At 51.7% G+C, this 14,224-nt stretch carries 15 protein-coding genes; 3 read left to right on the top strand and 12 right to left on the bottom strand.

Annotated features, from left to right (window positions below):
• Entirely contained in the window at positions 1-663 is a 663-nt protein-coding gene (locus ACGG90_RS08685) for a histidine phosphatase family protein (RefSeq protein WP_390408375.1), read from the bottom strand.
• A 320-nt stretch (positions 664-983) separates the two neighbouring features.
• Between ACGG90_RS08685 and ACGG90_RS08680 the strand changes: the two genes are divergently transcribed.
• Complete coding sequence (locus ACGG90_RS08680; RefSeq protein ID WP_390408372.1) at positions 984-2,168, top strand: RNA-guided endonuclease InsQ/TnpB family protein; 1,185 nt, start codon at positions 984-986, stop codon at positions 2,166-2,168.
• 162 nt (positions 2,169-2,330) lie between these two features.
• Positions 2,331-3,509 carry an iron-containing alcohol dehydrogenase gene (locus tag ACGG90_RS08675; RefSeq protein ID WP_390408370.1) on the top strand — a complete coding sequence of 393 codons (1,179 nt, stop codon included), beginning with the start codon at positions 2,331-2,333 and terminating at the stop codon, positions 3,507-3,509.
• Between the two features lie 57 nt (positions 3,510-3,566).
• Here the strand turns inward: ACGG90_RS08675 and ACGG90_RS08670 are convergent, their stop codons facing one another.
• From ACGG90_RS08670 to mnmA, 6 genes are all read right to left on the bottom strand, one after another.
• Positions 3,567-4,304: a CPBP family intramembrane glutamic endopeptidase gene (locus ACGG90_RS08670; protein WP_390408367.1), complete on the bottom strand. Its 738-nt coding sequence runs from the start codon at positions 4,302-4,304 to the stop codon at positions 3,567-3,569.
• A gap of 41 nt (positions 4,305-4,345) precedes the next feature.
• Positions 4,346-5,101 (bottom strand): hypothetical protein, encoded by a 756-nt coding sequence (locus ACGG90_RS08665; protein WP_390408364.1) that lies wholly within the window; start codon positions 5,099-5,101, stop codon positions 4,346-4,348.
• Positions 5,098-5,877: a hypothetical protein gene (locus ACGG90_RS08660; protein ID WP_390408361.1), complete on the bottom strand. Its 780-nt coding sequence runs from the start codon at positions 5,875-5,877 to the stop codon at positions 5,098-5,100. The genes ACGG90_RS08665 and ACGG90_RS08660 overlap by 4 nt, the downstream gene beginning before the upstream one ends.
• Before the next feature lie 116 nt (positions 5,878-5,993).
• Complete coding sequence (locus ACGG90_RS08655; protein WP_390408358.1) at positions 5,994-6,725, bottom strand: hypothetical protein; 732 nt, start codon at positions 6,723-6,725, stop codon at positions 5,994-5,996.
• Positions 6,709-7,053, bottom strand: a complete 345-nt coding sequence (locus tag ACGG90_RS08650; RefSeq protein ID WP_390408355.1) for a PadR family transcriptional regulator — start codon at positions 7,051-7,053, stop codon at positions 6,709-6,711. The genes ACGG90_RS08655 and ACGG90_RS08650 overlap by 17 nt, the downstream gene beginning before the upstream one ends.
• Positions 7,054-7,796: 743 nt before the next feature.
• The gene (gene mnmA / locus ACGG90_RS08645; RefSeq protein WP_390408352.1) at positions 7,797-8,927 is read right to left on the bottom strand and encodes a tRNA 2-thiouridine(34) synthase MnmA; all 1,131 of its coding nucleotides are present in this window, start codon (positions 8,925-8,927) and stop codon (positions 7,797-7,799) included.
• Positions 8,928-9,116: 189 nt separating this feature from the next.
• On the opposite strand from mnmA, the gene ACGG90_RS08640 reads away from it, so the two are divergent.
• The gene (locus ACGG90_RS08640; RefSeq protein ID WP_390408349.1) at positions 9,117-10,925 is read left to right on the top strand and encodes a sensor domain-containing diguanylate cyclase; all 1,809 of its coding nucleotides are present in this window, start codon (positions 9,117-9,119) and stop codon (positions 10,923-10,925) included.
• A 44-nt stretch (positions 10,926-10,969) separates the two neighbouring features.
• On the opposite strand, the gene ACGG90_RS08635 is transcribed toward ACGG90_RS08640, so the two are convergent.
• The 5 genes from ACGG90_RS08635 to ACGG90_RS08615 all read right to left on the bottom strand — a co-directional run bounded on the left by ACGG90_RS08635 (position 10,970) and on the right by ACGG90_RS08615 (position 14,134).
• On the bottom strand, positions 10,970-11,311 hold the full coding sequence (locus tag ACGG90_RS08635) for a DUF1831 domain-containing protein (RefSeq protein WP_390408347.1): 342 nt from the start codon (positions 11,309-11,311) through the stop codon (positions 10,970-10,972).
• A 52-nt stretch (positions 11,312-11,363) separates the two neighbouring features.
• Positions 11,364-12,518: a cysteine desulfurase family protein gene (locus tag ACGG90_RS08630; protein ID WP_390408344.1), complete on the bottom strand. Its 1,155-nt coding sequence runs from the start codon at positions 12,516-12,518 to the stop codon at positions 11,364-11,366.
• Between the two features lie 14 nt (positions 12,519-12,532).
• Positions 12,533-13,225, bottom strand: a complete 693-nt coding sequence (locus ACGG90_RS08625) for a 5'-methylthioadenosine/adenosylhomocysteine nucleosidase (protein WP_390408341.1) — start codon at positions 13,223-13,225, stop codon at positions 12,533-12,535.
• A 98-nt stretch (positions 13,226-13,323) separates the two neighbouring features.
• Positions 13,324-13,596: a hypothetical protein gene (locus ACGG90_RS08620; protein ID WP_390408339.1), complete on the bottom strand. Its 273-nt coding sequence runs from the start codon at positions 13,594-13,596 to the stop codon at positions 13,324-13,326.
• The gene (locus tag ACGG90_RS08615; protein WP_390408336.1) at positions 13,583-14,134 is read right to left on the bottom strand and encodes an NUDIX hydrolase; all 552 of its coding nucleotides are present in this window, start codon (positions 14,132-14,134) and stop codon (positions 13,583-13,585) included. The genes ACGG90_RS08620 and ACGG90_RS08615 overlap by 14 nt, the downstream gene beginning before the upstream one ends.
• Between the last annotated feature and the right edge of the window lie 90 nt (positions 14,135-14,224).

Here is a 14,224-nt window from a genome sequence, read left to right as displayed (position 1 = left end):
TCAGATGGTGTCGGTTGGGTCAAGTTTCTTGGTCAAATATTCAGTGTCATTCCACTTCACGAGTTTGAATGGCAAATGCGGCCCATGGGCTTCTAAAATCGTCACTGAACTGTTGGTCAAACCGCCCATTTTGCGCATGTCTTTGATTGGCGTGCCCAGCAGGCTTTGGATCAGCGCCACTAACGCTGCACCATGACTGACAAATAACAGATTAGCTTGGCCAGTGTGGTCTTTGGCCACTGCGTCTAACACCACCGGCTGCATGCGCGCGATCAACTCTGGGAAAGATTCGCCGGCGATTGCCGTGGGATCGTAATCTGCTGGCGCGACGCGAAATGCATGCAGTTCTTTGGGATAGCGCTTGGCCACGTCTGCGAATTTCATCCCTTCCATCTTGCCGAGATTGAATTCGCGCATCCCCACGGTTGTCGTTGTTGGGATCTGCTGATCAAGGTCGGCCAACAAGGTCTTGGCCGTGGTTTGCGCACGCGGCAGCGGGCTGACATAACAATGGGCGAAGTGCGTCTTGGCCAGAAACCCTGCCAGCTGATGGATCTGGGTATAGCTTTCTGCAAGCAGCGGCGAATCGCCGTTAGCGCCTTGATAGCGCCCTTCCAAATTCCATTGCGTCTTGCCATGTCGAACAAAATATAATCGCGTCACAAGTAGTCCCCCTTGAATGTTACTTCTTATTATCGCGATTTCTTGCCGCAAATTCAACCTGGTGCGACGTATAATATAGGCAAAAGACAGGGGGGACACTAACAGTAATCGAAAATGTAGCATAATGTGTTAATTTGTAGCACTTAGTCGTTCCGCAGTAATCAAGTGGAAGGCAGAATGACCAAGTGCTGCGAAATGATAAACTCGTGAAAAATCACTGACTGGTGGATGGACAGATGATGATGGTTTTCATCATGTCTTGACAGAATGGTTTCATCTTCATTTGCTATGATATCCATAAGTAGTTTGGAGGTGAAAATATGTTAAGAACGCACAAGATCCGGTGCTACCCGAACGCGACGATGCTTCGCGTATTGGAGCAAGCATGTGCTTATCGCCGCTATTGCTACAACCAAGCGCTTGCCACATGGAACGAGATGTATGACGCGTCACTCGTGCTGGCAGATAAGACTGCGCAGCCTAACGAACGTAAAGTCCGCAATGAATTAGTTAACAACAAAGCAGACTGGCAATACAATCGTTCCGCGCGGATCTTGCAATTGGCGGTGCATGATTTAGCACAGGCTTGGGCAAATTTCTTTAACCCGGAAATGCCAGACCATCGTAAGCCACGGTTTAAGTCAAAGAAGCGCAGCCGATGCGGTTTTAAGACCGATCGGGCCACCATCGTAAATGGTAAGTTGCGGTTGGATAAGCCGCAGGGCTACCTTGACCGTTGGTATGATATCCGATTGGCTGAAACACCGCGATGGCAGGGGACTGTTAAACTCACTGCCATTGTCAAAGAAGCAGATGGCTATTACGCTTGCTTAAGCATCGACGTAAACCAGCCTGATCCGTTGCCGGAAAGCCAACATGTGTGTGGCGTTGATGCCAATATTGGCAAATTCATTTATAACGACGGTGAGGCAATGTCTGCCATCCACGTGTTGACCGAGCAACTGGTCAGTTTATATAACCGAGTGTCCTTGTACCAGCGGCGGCTCGCCCGCAAACGTCAGGCGAATCCCAAGCACTTTCGCTCTAACAACTACCGCACAACGAAAACCAAGTTGCAGCGGACCTATCAGAAAGTGACACGGATTCAAAATGATCTCTTGCAGAAGTTCACGACGATGTTGGTGAAGACTAACGGCACGCTTGCCATTGAAGACTTAGACGTCAAGCATATGAAGATGAACAGGCGACTGGCGAAGAACTTACACCGCTCGTTGTTTGGACGCTTCAAACTGCTGATGAAGGACAAGGTGCAATGGTATGGTCGTCAGCTGGTTATAGTCGATCATTTCTATCCAAGCACACAACGGTGCAGTCGTTGCGGTTTGGTGAAAACCGGCGATGATAAGCTGACCTTGGCAGGCAACGCCTTTCACGGCACGAAACATCACGAGTTTCATTGTTACGGCTGCGGCGCTCAACTCGAGCGCGACGAGAATGCCGCACAGAATTTGATTCAATACGCTCAGGGGCAGGCTATGTCCTAAAGGTTCAAGAGCCAGTCAATGTTGCTAGGTAGATACCGACGTAAGAATACTGGTGTTAACGGGACCGAATAAAATACTGAATGTACAACTAAGAAAGGAAAAATATAATCCTTTACTAGTGCCATTAGACATTCTTCCACATTTTATATAGCAGGTATTCGCATGGAAGACTTTACATTCTATAACCCCACCGATATTCGCTTCGGTGATTACATCGACGACCAGCTTGCCGACACCTTGGCCCAATTCGGTTCCAAGGTATTATTGGTCACTGGCGGCCAATCGATCCACCGCTCAGGTTTATACGAGCGCGTGATGAAGTTGCTGGCCGACTTTGACGTGACGGAATTGGCTGGCGTTGAACCCAACCCCAAAATCGCCTCAGTGCGCCAAGGTGTCAAGCTTGCGCAAGATCGCGATGTGATCTTGGCAGTAGGCGGCGGATCGGTGATCGATTGTGCCAAGGTGATCGCCACTGCCGCACACTATGCTGGAGACGCTTGGGACATTGTTGCCGATCGCGACTTGGCGCAACGTCAAACCATGCTGCCGCTGGTGGATATCGTGACTTTGGCGGCCACTGGTACTGAAATGAACATCAATGCCGTGATCTCTGATCCTGAGCGCAACTTGAAAGTCGGTGCACGCTGCCCGCATGGCCCCAATGTCTCCTTCTTGGATCCAAGCTTGACCACCACGGTGCCGGCTTACCAAACCGCTGCCGGATCAATGGACATTTTCTCCCACTTGTGTGAACAATACTTCGATCGCGGATTGCCTAATGATGTCAGCCAAGGCATGATCGAAGGCGTGATGCGCGCCGTCGTCAAATACACGCCAATCGCGATTTCGCAGCCGGATGATCTGGCAGCGCGGCGCAACTTGATGTGGGCAGCCACTACCGCCTTAAATGGGATGCTTGGGGCCGGCACCAAGAACCATTGGTCAAATCATCCGATGGAACATCAGCTTTCTGCGTTCTATGATGTCACCCACGGCGTCGGCTTAGGTATTCTTACCCCGCGCTGGATGCAATATTGCCTCGACCATGATGCCACCACAGCTGAGTGGTTTGCCCGCTTTGGTCAGCGCGTGTTTGACCTGCCAGCCATTGGCACGCTCACGCAGCAAGCCCAAGCGGCAATCGATCGCACCTATGCCTGGATCACCAGCCTCGGCTTTGGCATGACTTTGCCAGCCATTGGCATCAAAGACACCACGCATTATGCCGAAATGGCCAAAGGCGCCGCAGCCGGCGGGACCTTGAACGGCTTTGTGCCATTAGACGCGGCGGCGGTTGAAGAAATTTATCAAGCCAGCACCACCGACGGCTTGCACTAAAAAAATCAGGCCTGCCAGTTCCTTCAGTACGAAGGAGCTGGCAGGCCTTTTTGCTGGTCAATTCGTGATTTTATGCAACAAACGCAACGGGCGCTTGCTGCCGTAGATGATGATCACCGCGCAAGCCACATAGACCATCACCCAAAACATTGTGCCGGATAATAACAGCTGATTATCCCCAGTCGGCAGCCCCTTGGTACCATGGATCGCCACGGCGATAAAATCCAAGCTGAAGTGAAAACTCATCGGCGCCAACAACGTGCCGCTGCGCGCATACATCGCCGCCAACATCATCCCCATGGCGGCGGCTTGCATGATTTGAATCGCGGTCATGAAGGCGGATTGATGGGTCAGATTGATCAAATGCAAGCTGCCAAACAACACCGCTGACACCAGCATTGCCGCGCCTAAATTATGCCAACGCTTCAGCAACTGACCAAACACGACTCCGCGAAACAATAATTCTTCTGTGGCAGCGGCCACGATCCCTGTCGCCACCCCGGCAATGACCCGCTGGCTGCCTGCAACATGCCAAGTGGTCGCTGCAATCACCAGCCAAAATATCAACAAAGCCGCCATGGTACCCCAGCGCATCCGCGTGTAAAACACCTGCTGATGCACCAGCCACCAGCTTAACGCGATGATCACCAGCAACTCGATGACCTTATAAAGCACCAAGTGTGGCAAATATGCCAAATGCAAGCGCCCGACCAGCAAGCTGACGCCAAACTCACCAATGACCAGCTCCAACACTAAGAACAATGCGAGGCGCAAGCCCCAAGGCAGTTTATGCATGATCTCTCCAATCACAAGCTTTTTTTTCTTAGTGTAGCACACTAGGCTGAATATCGCCGCCAAAGCGGGGCAAGATACACCACCAGCACAAACGCCGCCAGCACCAATAAAAACAAACTCAGCATGGACCGGCTGGCCATGATCAAGGTACAGACCCCAGTTAACATCCAGAAGCTGACCCACCAAAGACTGTTCCAATAGTGAAATAAGCGAATCGCATTCAATGTGATCATGCCGCTGATCACCAGCATCGGCACTGAAATCGGCAGCGAAATTGGATCACCTGCAACTGCCCATGCATATCCGATCGTCGCAAACACCACATCAGCGATGATGAAGGTCACGACGATCCGCTTGGTTCTTTGCTTGGGGTGGTCAAAGTCATGATCGCGCAACAGCCAGTTGGTGACCAACACCACCAGCGGCGCTCCTAACGACAATAAATCACTGAGCACCCACGCCGCCGGCAAATGGCCAAGCAAGCCGTTGGCAACAAACATCGCGGCAAAAACTGTCACCCATGGCCACCACAAATCAAAATACTGCCACCCGCTGCGCTTCGGCAATTCTTGCAAGATCTGTTGAGCAGCCAGTTTTGGCGTATCACCAAAGTATTCAACAGCCGTTTTGCTCGAAGCTTTGGCTGCTTGGAAACCTTCCAACAAGTCATGGATCACATCTTCAATGGCACCCGGATCAACGCTTAATTTCGAGCGCAGATACTTCACCAAAGCGCGCATGTACGCGGCATCTTCGCCTTTCAGGCTGCGCAGCTGCTGATCATTGTCTGCTTTCATGAACGTCCCCCTTGACGAGCGTGCAAGTGTTTCACGTCTCGGCCATATGCCAAAACCGCACTCAGCAGCACCACCCCTGTCAGCGGCCAATGCACCCATGCCGGTGCCGCAATGGTACTGACCAGTACACATGCGGCGCACAGCCCCCAAGTCACCAGCCAATACCAGCCGCTGCCATTGCAGCCGGCAGCAATCGCCCATGCAGCTAACAAGATCACCGCTACCGCCAGCGCCCACTTCGGGATTTGCTGGTTCTCACCGAGTTTGGCACTGAGCCAAAACAATCCAACGTAACCGGCCACGATGCCCAAACAGCCTAAACCCATGTTGCGCTGGGTGCGGCGGCTTAAGCGGTTGAAGGCCATCCCCCGAAAACCCCAGATGGCCAATAAGACTACCGTTGGAATCACCAAGAATGATAAATCGTCAACCGTCCAACGAAACGGCCAGCGCAGCAAGCCGCTGATGAAGAAGAATGCCCCTAACAGCGCAACCCAAGGCTGCAACGCGGTGGCGTACTGCCGCAAATGCCGGTTAGGTAATTCATGCAGAATCGCATCGGCGGCTTGTTGCGGATCAGCGCTGAAATGCTGCTTTGCGCTTTGGCCGACGGTGATGGCGGTGATCACGTCATCCAACAAATCGGCAATCACATCTTCTACAGCATCAGGGTCTTTAGTTAAGGCAGTGCGTAAGTATTGGATCAACGTTTCCATATAGACGTGATCCAGTCCGTGAATCGTTGCCAACTTGCAATCATTTGCTTGATGCATCATGATGCCCCACTCCTTACTTCATCCTGTTAGGCAATCATCTACCCCTCAGATCACCTGATATTGCGAATCATTTGTGGCGTGCTGTTTACGCAGCAGCCTGTCTAGCGGCCACAATGTCACGGATCATCCTTTAGCAAGGCAATCAGCAAAAGTGTTGCTTGCGCGATTACCCATAGCCAAGCAAAATTGGGTGCTGCGTGTAAGACATTTAACGATAGACATAACCAACTGCCTGCCCAACAAATCCGCACCAGCCACGGCCCGACATTGATCAACGAGGTGATGATCATGACCGCGCATCCAATAATCAGCCAATTAGGCGACATGACGGTACGGCCAACATGGACGGCGAATAATTCACCAGCATAGCAAAACACCAGCCACGCTGCCAGCGCCAACAAACGGTTGCGCCACACTGACCAGCCGCCTTCACGGAAGCGGTTACCACGCAGCATATACCAAACCACACTGAAGCCGACATACCAAGTCAGCGCTTTGAGGTCCGCCCATCGCCACAGCATCGGCGAGCGCATGATCCCGGCAAAACTCACCAGCAACAGCCATAAATTGATGTTCACCTGCGCCAAATGCAGCCACTGTCGCAGTGTGCGATTAGGCAGTTCGGTTAAAATTGCATCAGCAGCTTGATGTGGGGTATTGCCAAAATGAGTTGCGGCACTGATGCCATGTAGATGCGCCTGCTCGACGCCATCGACCAAGTCCTCAATTACCGCCTGCACCGCTTGTGGATCTTTAACGAACGCCCCGCTTAAATAGTCGACCAAAGTCTCCATGTATTCACGATCATCATCATATGCGCGGATCCGCTGGTCATAGCGAAGTTTCATTATCGTCGCCCTCCGTCAGCTTGCCCATGGCTTGGACCAACTGTCGCCAACTCGGCAAGAATTCAGCAATGGCAGTAAGCCCTGCTTGAGTCAAATGATAGTATTTGCGATCAGCGCCATGCGGCATTTTGTGCCGCTCGGCTTTGATCACGCCGTTTTTTTGCATCTTGAGCAATAAGGGATACACTGTGCCTTCTGGAATATCACCAAAACCAAGGTCGGCCAAGGTACTTTGAATCGCATAGCCATAAGTCTCACCGCGCGCAATGATCAACAATAACGCGCCTTCCAGGGTGCCCTTCAACATTTGTGACGGGATCTTCGCCATTGACATTCACCTACCTTGCAAAGCAAAGTATACTCGCCATACCTTGTTTTGCAAAGTATTAATTCAAAAAAATCGTGATGCCGTTTCGCATCACGATAAAATAACAAATTATAGAAAAAACGAACATTTGAGATTAGCTGAATGGGTATACTGAGTATTGGAAATGCAAACTTTATGCCGTTGATTCCACTGTGAAGGCCAGGTGTTGCGTAGGCGCGTGGGGCAAGCAACGGTCAGGCCGTGAAACGATCAGCACAGCAAGACAAGCGGGCTTTGCTTGGCTTACTGTACTGATCGCGGCAAGAATTTAGACGTGCAAGTAAGCGAAGCGAACGCACGGCTAAATTCTTAGGCGTAAAACGCGCGTTCTTGGCGCGGTTGGAGCCGGCCGCACCGCCTGCGCCGTTGTTTGCCTCGCGCACCGAAGCAATACCTGGCCGGGCAGCCCAATGCACGCCTTATATCCACCGCTAAGTGCGCTTTGCTTTGCTCTGGTCTTCGTCGAGCGCCGCAAAGCAACGCGGGTGCAATTAGCTACGCCCCCGTTCTCGCGGCAAGATGCGCCGCAAGCACGAGGGCTAGGCTAATTGACCCGCTAAATACGCTTTGCTTGGCTCTGGGTTCTTCGTCGAGCGCCGCAAAGCAACGCGGCGTGATATAAGCCGTGACGCCGCTTGGGCATAAACCACCCAAACGTCATCCCGTCTTATATCCACCGCTAAATGCGCTTTGCTTTACTCTGGTTAGACGTACTCCAGCACTTTGGCGTCGTTATAGGCGATATCAATGGTACCGCCGCCGTAGCACTCGTCACCATTGTATAACACCACCGCTTGGCCTGGGGTGATGGCACGAACTGGCTCGTCGAATACGATATGCGCGTTGTCGCCATCTAAATGCACCGTCACACCAACATCAGCTTGGCGATAGCGGAACTTCGCCGTGCAATGGAAGTCTTGTGCAGGCGCGCTGCCGGTAAAGAAGCTCATGCCCGTAGCGTCCAAAGCAGTGGCCATCAAATGTGGATTGTTGAAGCCTTGGCCGACGTAAAGAATATTCTTGGCTAAGTTCTTGCCCACCACGAACCATGGCTCGGAATTCTCGGAGTTGCCGCCGATGCCTAAGCCGCCGCGTTGGCCGATGGTGTAATACATCAAGCCGTCGTGTTGGCCTTTGACCTCACCGTCAACGGTCATCATCTGCCCAGGCTGGGCTGGCAGATAAGTGGACAGGAACTGCTTGAAGTTGCGCTCGCCGATGAAGCAGATTCCAGTGGAATCTTTCTTCTTGGCTGTGGCCAAACCGTACTCTTCGGCAATGGCGCGGACCTCAGGCTTTTGCAGGTGGCCGATTGGGAACAAAGACTTCTTCAATTGATCTTGAGATAACTGGCTCAAGAAGTAAGTCTGATCCTTGTTGCCATCAGCGCCGCGCAACATGTGCACGATGCCATTCTCGTCGGTAGTCGTTTGGGCGTAGTGGCCCATGGCGATGTAATCCGCATCCAGCTCTTCAGCGTAGTCCAAGAAAGCCTTGAACTTCACTTCCTTGTTGCACATCACGTCAGGATTAGGCGTGCGGCCGGCTTTGTACTCGTCTAAGAAGTACTGGAACACGCGGTCCCAATATTCCTTCTCGAAGTTCACCGAGTAATAGGGAATGCCGATTTCAGCCGCAACTTTAGCGACGTCTTCGTAATCCTCAGTGGCGGTACATACGCCATATTCGTCAGTATCGTCCCAGTTTTTCATGAAGACGCCGACGACATCATAACCTTGCTGCTTCAGGAGCAAGGCGGTGACACTTGAGTCGACCCCGCCAGACATCCCCACCACAACGCGGGTGTTGCTGTTATCCATGTAATTCACCATCATTTCATCAGATTGCTGAAAGCTTTGATTTGAAGGTCAAGATTCCAGTAACTTTCATTATAACAATATTCGTAAGCAATGCAATGCTGGGCAAAAGTAAGTGTGCCAATATTCTCGTTGTTTTATAATAAATTTTTCGATATACTAATCTCTTATAGAAGAACTAATAATCTAGGTGCGGAGGCCAGACGCATGTCCGGTGGGATGATCGGCGTTTCATACGCCACAACGCTTTTGTTCAGTATATTCTTAGCTTGGGGAATGACGTCCCTTTTGTATTGGGTCAATGATCGGGCCTTATCACCTTTCATTGTCAAACACCGCGCATGGATCGTTCGCGTGGCTGGTTTGTTGTATCTGGCTGTGCTGTATCTCTTGCAAGATATGCAATATCGCATCGACCCGCAGATGCAAGTCTTTGGCTTGCACTGGCCGTTCTTAAACTTGATGTTAGTCAGCTTGTATGTCATTGCGGTGCGCACTGGCGATTGGGTCACGATCAGCTTAGAAGCACTATGTTGTTTGGTCTATTTGTGGTATTACGCGCAGCCTTTCACGCTGGCAGTCGGTGGCGCCTACTTGGTTTGGGTCTTGGTGTTGTGCGGCTTGATCGTCAAACGCCAAGTTATCCAAGCACGGCGAATCTGGGATTATCTGGGGATGGCGGTGCTTGGCATCACAGGCATCGGCGGCATTTATTGCTCACTGCCGCGGCAATTTGATCCTTGGTGGTGGCTGCGTGAAGTCAGTGCCTATGTGATCTTGAGTTTGGCAGTAGATTTCTATGTGCGCTTGACGGTTTCTGCTGATGCACACACCGCCGAATTGCAGCGCGTCGCCGCCTATGATCAAATGACTGCCACGGCGGTTTATGCCGGCGATCAAACCGACATGGCCAACTTATTTAACTTAGCAACGAAATCGCAACAGCCTTTAGTGATCGCCGCCATCGACGTTGACCGCTTCAGTGCCTTCAATCAGCGCTATGGCTACTTGGCCGGCAATATCGTCTTATTGTCGATTGTCGACACGATCCAAGCAATTTTGCATCAATCCAACGTGACGGCGCGCTTGTACCGCGCTGGCGGTGAAGAATTTACCCTTGGTTTCTTAGGTGTCACCACCAAAGAGGCTGCGGCGATCGTCTCGGATTGCTTGACGCAAGTCGCCAAGACCCATTTCCCAGTGCATGGCGGCTTTGCGACGTTGACCTTGTCTGCAGGGCTGACCACGCGACATCAAGAAGACATCAGCATCAATTCGGCTTTAGCCCGCGCTGATGACAACTTGCGCCTCAGCAAACAGCGCGGCCGCAACCAAATGGCCGGCAGCGGCGTCGTTGAGCATACCACCAGCGTCAAGTTGACGTATTTTGCCCAGCCGATCATTGAACAAATTGATGATACTTCGCAGACTTGGGGCGCTGAACTCCTGTTGCGCAAGCAAGATGGCGACCAATGGCACCTGCCGGAGCGCTTCGATATCCATGTCGAACAGCAAATTTCTTTGATTGCCTCGGTACTGCAAGTCAGCCACTTGATCCGGGTGACGATCAATCTCACCTTGGCGCAATTCTCCGATACCAACATTGCCGATGCCTTGGCCGGTTTCGCCACTGCCGATTACGGCCCCAAGCATCTGATCGTTGAAATCACCACGGTGCCGGATCTGGCCACGATCCGCCGCGTCACCGCAATTTATCGCAGTGCCAATGTAGCAGTCTTTATCGATGATGTCGGTTCAGATAACTCCTACGAATTGGTCCAACAGATTCTGCCGTATATCGATGGCGTGAAGTTTGCCATGCAGAACTTGCGGCGGCACGAATCGATCAATCGCATCAAAGAACGCGTCACCTTCTGGGCGCATACCGCGCAACAAGCCGGCATCGACTTCATTCTAGAAGGCGTCGAAGCCCAAGGCGATGTCACCTTTGCCAAGTCATTGGCGATCAAGCATTACCAAGGCTATTACTTCGGCAAACCTGCTTTGCCAAGATAAAAAATTCCTCCAAAGCTAGTCAGCTGAGGAGGAATTTTTTTCGATCAGGCTTCGACGATCACGTCGCGGTCGATCAATTCTGTGATGATGTAATTATATTGTTCAACGTTATCTGCCGTCTTGTCAGACTTGAAGATATCCACGGCTTTCAAGCCGTTGCCAGTCGTGACGCCCATTTGAAAGGCGGACAAATCGGCTTTGAACGTGATGCGCAGCTTGTTGGCTGCAGTGAATGGTGAGTTTGGATCAAGTGAGCGTTCCAATTGGAAGTTGCCGTTCTTGGTTTTGACAAACCCCAGATCCATCAAGGTGTAACGCTTAACGCCGGATGAAATCGCGTAAGTCTTCGGTGCGCCAAGCGGCTTGCTGGTACTTGCTAATGCCATATGCTTCCCCTCCGTTATCAGAATCTTATAGCTCTATTCTACCACGTCCAGGCTACTTGCGGTGCGCATGTAAGCGCTTGGCGATCTTGATCAGCGCCTTTGTGAAAGCGGCGACGTCTGCTTGGGTGGTGTAAGTGCCGAAACTGATCCGAATCGACTCGCCGATGCGCGGCGAATCCTCGCCGAACATGGCGATCAGCACATGCGAAGGCTCCAGTGACCCAGCGGTACAAGCCGAACCGCCTGACACAGCAAAGCCAGCCAGATCCAAATTCGTTTGCAAGGCATAAGTCGACAAACCTTTGAGCCATAAGTTCAGCACATGATTAACATTGTTATCCAAGCTGCCGTTTAGTGCATATGGCACGCCAGCTTCGTCTAAACCGGCCATGATTTGCTGTTTGTATTGCAAGAAGGTCGCTTGCTTGTGGGCTTTGACTGCAGGGGTCAATAATTCAACGGCTTTGGCAAAGCCGGCGATCCCGGCAACATTCTCCGTCCCGGCCCGGCGCTTCTTCTCTTGTTCGCCGCCGCGCATGAACGGATGGATCATTAACTTCGGCGCACGATACAAGAACCCGACGCCTTTAGGCCCGTTGATCTTGTGGGCTGATGTCGATAAAAGATCCACATGCAAGGCTTTGACATCGATGTCCAACAAACCATACGCTTGGGTGGCGTCAGTATGAAATACCGCTTGGTGATCAACTAAGCGCTCGCCAATTTCTGCAATCGGCATCCGCGAGCCGACTTCGTTGTTGCCCATCATGATCGACACCAAAATCGTGTCATCGTCTAATGCCGCATCAAAGTCTGCCAAATCGATTACGCCAGCTTCATTAACTGGCAGATACGTGACGGTGAAACCTTCTTCTTCCAGCTCTTTAAGCGGCTGCAAAACGCTAGGATGTTCAATAGCTGTGGTGATGATGTGCTTGCCTTTGTCAGCAAATTCATATGCCACTTGTTTGATGGCAGTGTTGTTGCTTTCCGTTGCCCCACTGGTAAAAATGATCTCGTCAGGCAAGGCGTTGATGGAATCAGCGATGACCTTGCGGCTGTTATCCAACACCGTGTGCGCCGCGCGGCCAAAATAATGCGTCGAACTGGCATTGCCAAAATCATTGCGCATTTGCTCAGTCATCGCATCGATCACTGCCGGCGCCATCGGGGTGGTAGCCGCATTATCTAAATAAACGTGTTGCATAAGGCACTTCCTTCTTAAGCCAGTTGGTGAATGTAAGCTAATAACATGGCAGCTGAGCGCTTGCCGGCATCCACGATGAATTCGTCGAACGATTGGCCGGCGTTTTCGTCGCCAACATCGCTCATCGCCCGGATCACCACAAACGGTACGCCAAATTGAGTGGCCACTTGGCCGATCGCCGCCCCTTCCATTTCCGCAGCCAACGCATCAGGATAGATGCTTAGAATGCGGGCAGTCGCATCGGCGCTGGCGATAAATTGATCACCGGAAACGATCAAGCCCTTTTGCGTATGCAAATCAACACTGTGGGCCGCTTGGGCGATAGCATCAACCAACTTGGTATCAGCGACAAATTTTTGCGGCTGTTGCGGTAATTGGCCCATCACATATCCAAAGGCCGTGGCGTCAGCATCGTGATAAGCCACCGCGGTAGATAACACGATATCGCCGACATGCAAGCCTTGGCCAATGCCGCCGGCTGATCCGGTATTGATCACGACATCAGGCGCAAACTTCTCCAACAAGATCGCACAAGTCATGCCCATTTGCACTTTACCAATGCCGGATTCGACCAGCGTCACTTCAACGCCTGAAATCGTGCCGTGGTAATAAGTCTGATTGGCCACCTTGGTTGTGGTTTGTTCTTGCAGTTGTGCTAACAATGCGCGCAGTTCTTCTTCCATCGCGCAGATAACGCCCAATTTCATGAGAATTCTCCTTTATTCACGATCCAAGCTAAAGCACCTGGACCACTTGCGGTTTCAACAACGTATTCTAGTTTACACTTACGAAGGGTTAGTCGCAATCACACCAAGAACAAAACCAGCGCCACAATGATCAACAAGCCGATCACAATGCCAATGGCCCAATTGAGCTTCTTCTTTAAGCTGTTGACCTTCTTGTAAGTCACTTCATCAAAGCGCCCGCTTGCCGGTTGGGTGCGCTTAGCGCGATGTTGTTCTGCGGCATATTCACGCTCAACTTGTTGCCGCTTGCGGTCGCGCGCTTCTGCAGTACTGGCGGCGTGTTTTTGCGCTTGGCGATAGGCTTTGCGCGTCTTAGGTTCAGTGTCTGGCATTTTGTTGTCCTTTCAGTTGCGCATTGGCCCACAACACCACGGCTAATTGCGACTTGGCATCCACGATCAGCCGCTTATCCACTTGGGCTTGGGCTTCTTCAAGCGTCAGCCACTGCGCGCGGACGAACTCACCAACGTCTTGAGGCCGCTTATGGGTAAGGGTGGTTAAATCAGTGGCCATAAATAAATGACAGCGCGCATCAGAAAAGCCTGCCGCTTGATAGAAATCAGCCGCTTCATGCCAATTGGCTGCGCTTAAACCGGCTTCTTCATTCAACTCGCGCTTGGCACACATCAATGGCGATTCTTGCGCTTCAATGCGCACAGCTGGCACTTCTAACGTTTCTTGGCCTAAGGGGGTGCGCCATTGCCGGACAAACAACGCCTTGGCGCCATCAATTGCCAACACGCCGGATGATCCGCTAGTATGTACCACTTCGCGCAAGGCGCTGGTATCGTCGGCAAGGGCGACGGTTTGCCGCTGCAACGTCAAGATCTTGCCTTCATATAAGTTTTCTGTTTTGATCAAGCGCTCCATCATGCCACCTCCATCGCTATCATACCAAGCTAAACCTGCTGTGCACAACAAATTAAGGTTTCTTTTACCAAACTCAATCCCAAGGCCGAT

The sequence above is a fragment of the Lacticaseibacillus jixiensis genome, from assembly GCF_042847315.1.
GTDB lineage: Bacteria > Bacillota > Bacilli > Lactobacillales > Lactobacillaceae > Lacticaseibacillus > Lacticaseibacillus jixiensis.
The sequence above is the reverse complement of the archived record's forward strand: the minus strand, read 5'-3'. Positions and strand labels throughout refer to the sequence as shown.